4 protein-coding genes and 1 riboswitch are annotated in these 5,773 nt (G+C 48.8%); all 4 genes read left to right on the top strand.

The window, feature by feature from the left end:
* Window positions 1-453 precede the first annotated feature (453 nt).
* Window positions 454-551: riboswitch (NiCo riboswitch) on the top strand.
* A 142-nt stretch (window positions 552-693) separates the two neighbouring features.
* The gene (locus tag JF818_RS03440) at window positions 694-3,216 is read left to right on the top strand and encodes a cation-translocating P-type ATPase (protein ID WP_198890586.1); all 2,523 of its coding nucleotides are present in this window, start codon (window positions 694-696) and stop codon (window positions 3,214-3,216) included.
* Between the two features lie 95 nt (window positions 3,217-3,311).
* The gene (locus JF818_RS03435; RefSeq protein WP_198890585.1) at window positions 3,312-4,262 is read left to right on the top strand and encodes a ketopantoate reductase family protein; all 951 of its coding nucleotides are present in this window, start codon (window positions 3,312-3,314) and stop codon (window positions 4,260-4,262) included.
* A 156-nt stretch (window positions 4,263-4,418) separates the two neighbouring features.
* Window positions 4,419-5,054, top strand: a complete 636-nt coding sequence (locus JF818_RS03430) for an L-2-amino-thiazoline-4-carboxylic acid hydrolase (protein ID WP_117331573.1) — start codon at window positions 4,419-4,421, stop codon at window positions 5,052-5,054.
* Between the two features lie 137 nt (window positions 5,055-5,191).
* On the top strand, window positions 5,192-5,773 hold a 582-nt coding region (locus tag JF818_RS03425; protein WP_198890584.1), incomplete at its 3' end, for a recombinase family protein.

The following is a 5,773-nucleotide window of genomic DNA, read 5'->3' as shown; positions in this document are numbered from 1 at the left end:
GGATAAAAATTGACGAAATTGAGTAGTCTAAATTAATAAAAAATCCTGAAAAAATGGCAAAATTCCAGAAATATAAGTGTTTACAAAACAAACACTTGCATAGGGTAATCTTGTATCATGGGCAAGTTGTCATTGATGATTTATAGTCTAAATAACTGTATATAATGGGAAGAAATGTCTCTTTTTTCGATTTCTAGATGAACAAAACTTCTCTGTATAAATTCATGCTAGCGGGATCATCTGGACATATTTCCTTTACTAAGAGATGCCATGTATCAAGATGTGACAAAATATTCGCCATTTCGTAAAAAGTATGAACCCTGGTTTGAATAAAATGGCAAAGCAAAAAAAACATGAGTAGCCGGATGATTGACAACCTATGCATTGTCGTATACTTTTTAAAAAAGTCTTTTTGCACTGCATTACATTCCTGTTTTTCAGGATGTGAGATCAACAGTACAAACTGAGCAGGCGATGCCCGGAAGCGGGCGTGGGGCCGGGCCGTTTAACAACGGCAGCAAATTGCTAATAAGCACATTTGTGGGACAGTTGTATGTTCCATGGGTGTGCCATTTTTTTGCCTTATGGAACAGGCGACCTCAAATGGAGTGTCAAAAGAGAAATCATAACACCGCATTGCCACATGGCAGCGGGAAATGGGGGATTCTTTTTATGACAACCTACAGACCGAACATGACAGGGCTAACCTCTGTCGAAGCAAAACGATTGCAGGCCCAGTACGGCAAGAACGAGCTGGCACAGCAGAAGAAAGAAAGCCTTTTAAAAAAAGTCTTTCATATCATCTGTGAGCCGATGTTTTTGCTGCTCATTGTCGCTGCGATTATTTATTTCCTGCTTGGAGAACCACGAGATGGCGCTATCATGCTCATTTTCGTCGTCGGCATCATCAGTATTGATGTGATCCAAGAATGGAAAACTGATAAAACCCTGAACGCATTGAAGGATTTGTCTGCTCCCCATTGCACCGTTATCCGTGACGGCAAGGAACAACAGATTGCCAGCGTTGATTTGGTGCCGGGTGATCTCATGATGATTCACGAGGGCGTGAAGATCCCAGCAGATGGTTTAGTTTTGCGTTGCGCAGATTTATGCGTGGATGAGTCTTCCCTTACTGGAGAGGCAGAGGGCGTATGGAAAACTCCTACGGAAAGCACTGAACCAACAAAGGATCATTGGCGCAAGGATTATTGTTATGCGGGCACTCTTGTTACCCAGGGCAACGCTGTTGTACAGGTGGATACGATAGGCGTGCAGACCGAATACGGGAAAATCGGCCTGGGAGTGATTGCTGCTCCCAATGAGGACACACCGCTGCAAAAACAAACAGGCAAGCTTGTAAAGACCTGTGCAATTATTGCGGGAGTGCTCTTTGCTCTGGTAGCGGTGTTCACATGGTTCAACATTCCCGATCATACAATTATGGATCGTCTGATTGAAAGTATACTTTCCGGCGTTACGCTGGCCATGGCCATGATACCAGAAGAATTTCCGGTCATTCTTACTGTGTTCCTTTCCATGGGTGCCTGGCGGTTGGCTAAGAAAAACTCACTTGTTCGCAAGCTACCCAGCGTGGAAACGCTTGGAGCGGTCTCCGTTCTCTGCGTAGATAAAACCGGCACCATCACCATGAACCAGATGACCGTACAGGATGTCTGGACGACAAGCGGTGCCACAGAGCAGGAATTGGTGGAAACCATGGGATTGGGTTGTGAAACTGATGCGTATGACCCCATGGAAAAAGCCATGCTCCGCTACTGCGAGGATTATGGCATCACAAAAGAAAGCCTCTTCTCCAACGAATTTGTCAGTGAGTACGCTTTTACCAATGAGTTGAAGATGATGGGCCATGTCTGGCGAAAGAAGGGTCATCTGATTATTGCCGCCAAGGGGAGCCCTGAACGTATCTTGAGCATCTGCAAGTTAGGAGAAGAGGAGCGACGGACTATCGAGTCACAGATCAAAACACTATCCTCCCAGGGACTGCGGGTCATTGCCGTTGCAACTGCCAAGCCTGAAAACGAATCCGCTATTCCTGCCGTCATCACCGACTGCCGTCTGACTCTGCTGGGTCTGGTGGGGCTTGCCGACCCTCCCCGTGAAAGTGTCAAAGAGGATATCGCCGTTTGCAATCGAGCTGGCATTCGGGTGGTTATGATCACCGGCGACAACGGGATTACAGCCTCTGCCATTGCCAACAAAATCGGTATCCCCGGCAGCGAAAACATTATCACAGGCGAAGAGCTTGAAGCTATGGGCGACGGGGAACTACAGGAAGCAGTGAAGACCGTTTCCATCTTCTCCCGCGTCATCCCTGAACACAAGATGCGCATTGTCAGGGCATTCAAGGAGAACGGCGAGATTGTGGCCATGACAGGCGACGGTGTCAACGACGCTCCAGCACTTAAATACGCTGACATCGGCATTGCCATGGGCAAGCGCGGCAGCGAAGTCTCGCGCGAAGCCTCCGATCTGATTCTCATGGATGACAACTTTACCACCATAGTGGAGACAGTCCGCGACGGGAGGCGCATCTATGACAACATCCGCAAGGCGGTTGGCTATGTGTTCACCATACATATTCCTATTGCAGCAGCCTCCCTGTTGGCTCCGCTTTTGGGGATAGAGCCAACTGCACTGATGCTTCTACCGTTGCATGTGGTGCTGCTGGAGGTATTGATTGACCCGACCTGCTCCATTGTGCTGGAACGTCAGCCTGCGGAAGAGGATGTGATGGATCGTGCACCCCGTGACCCAAAGGAGAAGTTGCTCACCGGCAGATTGCTGGGAAAGAGTGTCCTACAAGGTATTTTCGTGTTCGCTGCATCTTTTGGCGCTTATTTTGCAACCCTTGCAGGTAACTCTGCCAATGCACCGGAAGCTCGCGCGATGGGTCTTGCCATTATCATGCTGGCGAATTTGTTCCTGGTACAGGTCAACAGCTCCAATCATGACTTTGCCTATCACTCAGCGAAGCAACTCGTGAAGGATCGTGTTATGTGGGCCGTCAATCTTGGAACGCTGGCATTGTTGGCCATAATCCTCTATACACCGATTTCCACCTTTCTCAAGCTCGCCCCACTCAGTGGAATGCAGGCACTTACGGCACTCGGTCTTGCTGCAGCATCGGTGCTTTGGTATGAGCTTGTGAAACTGATAAGAAGGCTACAAGGCATGAAAAGGAAAGGTATAAAATGAGAAACGGATTAATGACTCAAGCGATGTGGGTACTGTTTGCACCAACCGCACATGTATCCATCTTGTGAAAGCTCGTCACCATCGGAGGGGAAGATATGAGAATTCTAGTTGTAGGAGCAGGGGCGATCGGGAGTCTGTTCGCCGGCAAATTGGCAGGATCCGGTAAGGATGTAACCATTCTGGCACGAGGAGACCGGCTTGAAGCCGTAAGGAAAAATGGGCTGCACCTACGTGAGTCGACTTCTTCCACGGTTGAACGATTCCCTGTCAAGACGATTACATCACTGGCTCCTGACGATCGATATGATTTCGTTCTTGTCGTGGTTCAAAGGACACAGATAGAAGCGGTGCTTCCGCTGTTGGCATCCAACCAATCATCAAGCTTCGTGTTCATGGTGAACACCGCGGCGGGATACCAAGCCTATGTCGATGTCGTGGGAGCCGAACGGGTGATGATAGCCTTCCCCTCGGCAGGTGGTGAGGTGGTCGACGGAAATGTCGTAGTGTACAGGATAGGCAGAGGATTGGTCAGATTGTTTCAAACCACTACCGTGGGTGAGTTGGTACACACCTCATACGATCGGGTCGGGTTCCTTGCGGGGATATTCCGGGAAGCTGGGATTCCCACCGTTACGTGCAAGCATATGGATGATTGGCAGAAGACGCATGTGGCGGTGGTATGCGCGATCGCTCAAGCATTGTATAAACATGGGGGTGATCCGATAAGGCTGTCCAAGCATTTCTCCGATGTCAGGTTGATGGTTGCCGCAATCCAGGAAGGTCTTGCTGTCCTTAGGTGTCTTGGACATCGGACCATACCGAGGAAGCTCTGGTACTTGCGGTTGCCTGGTTTTCTTGTCGCCGCGGTATTTTCCTTCGTGTTACGCACTGATCTCGCGGAGACGGCGATGGCCAGGCATGCCCGCAGAGCGGTGGATGAAATGGATGTGTTGAAACGGGAGTTGTTGGGTTTGGTGGAGGCAAGTCACATGGATACCCCAGCGATCAGGACGTTAGCTGGTATCACACCTGATTTTGGAAAGTAATCGACAAGAATAATCATGGAGGAAAAATAATGCAATATGCAGGATTTTTAGCGCCAATATCTTTCCTAATTCGGTCTTGCCGCAGCATCGGTGTTTTGGTATGAGCTCTTGAAACTGATAAGAGGGGCTACAAGGCATGAAAAGGAAAGGTATAAAATGAGAAACGGATTAATGACTCGAGCGATGTGGGTACTGTTTGCACCAACCTTCAAAAAGCACCTGCCGATTCTTGGAGTATCAGACAGTAATGGGGTTATGGGAAAGGCAAGAGAGAAGTATAGGGCCATTATCGAAATCATACCGCCATTTGGCAGGAATGATGTTCTCATTCTCAATCTAATCAGTGCCGCAGAGATTGCCGCTATCTATCTTGGTCTTGACCCGAAACCGTCGTGTGAGAAAATGAAGGAATATTACGGCACATCCATGGACGACAGCCGTATAATGAGGATGTATTTGAGAAGTATCAATAATTATTCTGAGAAATACCAAAAGAGCCTTGCGAAGCAGGCAAAAGTCAGTCAGCTTTCAGATAATCCTTACTCGTGGAGATTCAAATTTTTACCTGGGAAGTCGCTTGATACCTTTGACGCTGTCTTTGATCGTTGTGGTATCCACCACTTGTTCTGTACCCTCGGCATATCAGAAATTACTCCGGCAATGTGCGCGTATGATTACGGTATGGCAAAATGGACGAATACTATCTTTACGCGAGAAAGTACCCTGGGGTCAGGAGGTTCGGTGTGTGACTGTCATTATCGTAATGCCCGACAACATCGAAAAGAAAAGTGATGAGGTCGAAAACCGACTCAAACGGTAAACAAAACCCCTTGAACCGATAATGTTCATTACCTTGAGAAACGTCTCGGTTCAATCTTTTCCGAATCCTCAAATCTATCCATCCCTTTCCATTCGTGTTATAAAAACCTATGCCTGACGACGAGAAGAGAAAACCCATCATACATGTCATACCAGCCAGGCGTCATTTCAAGCGTCTCCGGGTTGCCTTGTACTGTCGTGTGAGCACGCAGATGGAGCGACAGCTGCAAAGCCTCTCGGCCCAGATGGATTTCGAGAAGGAGGACATCCTGGAGAACCCCGCTTGGGAATATGTCGGTACCTATACCGACGTTAAGTCAGGACGGACCATCAGTTCCAGACCAGGGTTCCAGAGCCTCCTGGCCGACTGTGAGGCGGGCAAGATCGATATGATCTATACCAAGTCCATCAGCCGGTTCGGACGCAACTGTGTGGATTTTCTGGTGACGCTTCGGAGGCTCAAGGAACTGAAGGTGGATGTCTTTTTCTACAACGAGCAGATCCACCTCCTCAGCCAGGCAGGGGAGATGCTGCTCACACCCCATGCGGGCATAGCCCAGGCGGAGAGTGAGAACAAGAGCGAGAATATCAAGTGGGGCCTGAGAAGAAGCACCATGGATCCTGACTCCCCGGCATTCTCCCGCAGGTGTTATGGGTATGATCGTAATGAGGAGGAAGGCCTCATCCTCAAC

This window comes from Sphaerochaeta sp. S2, assembly GCF_016406725.1.
Taxonomy (GTDB): domain Bacteria; phylum Spirochaetota; class Spirochaetia; order Sphaerochaetales; family Sphaerochaetaceae; genus Sphaerochaeta.
This window is presented reverse-complemented; position numbering and strand designations above follow the sequence as displayed.

Excerpts from the sequence above, each read along its gene's own strand:
- JF818_RS03440 (WP_198890586.1), top strand. The coding sequence starts at position 694 with ATGACAGGGCTAACCTCTGTCGAAGCAAAACGATTGCAGGCCCAGTAC.
- JF818_RS03435 (WP_198890585.1), top strand. The coding sequence starts at position 3,312 with ATGAGAATTCTAGTTGTAGGAGCAGGGGCGATCGGGAGTCTGTTCGCC.
- JF818_RS03430 (WP_117331573.1), top strand. The coding sequence starts at position 4,419 with ATGAGAAACGGATTAATGACTCGAGCGATGTGGGTACTGTTTGCACCA.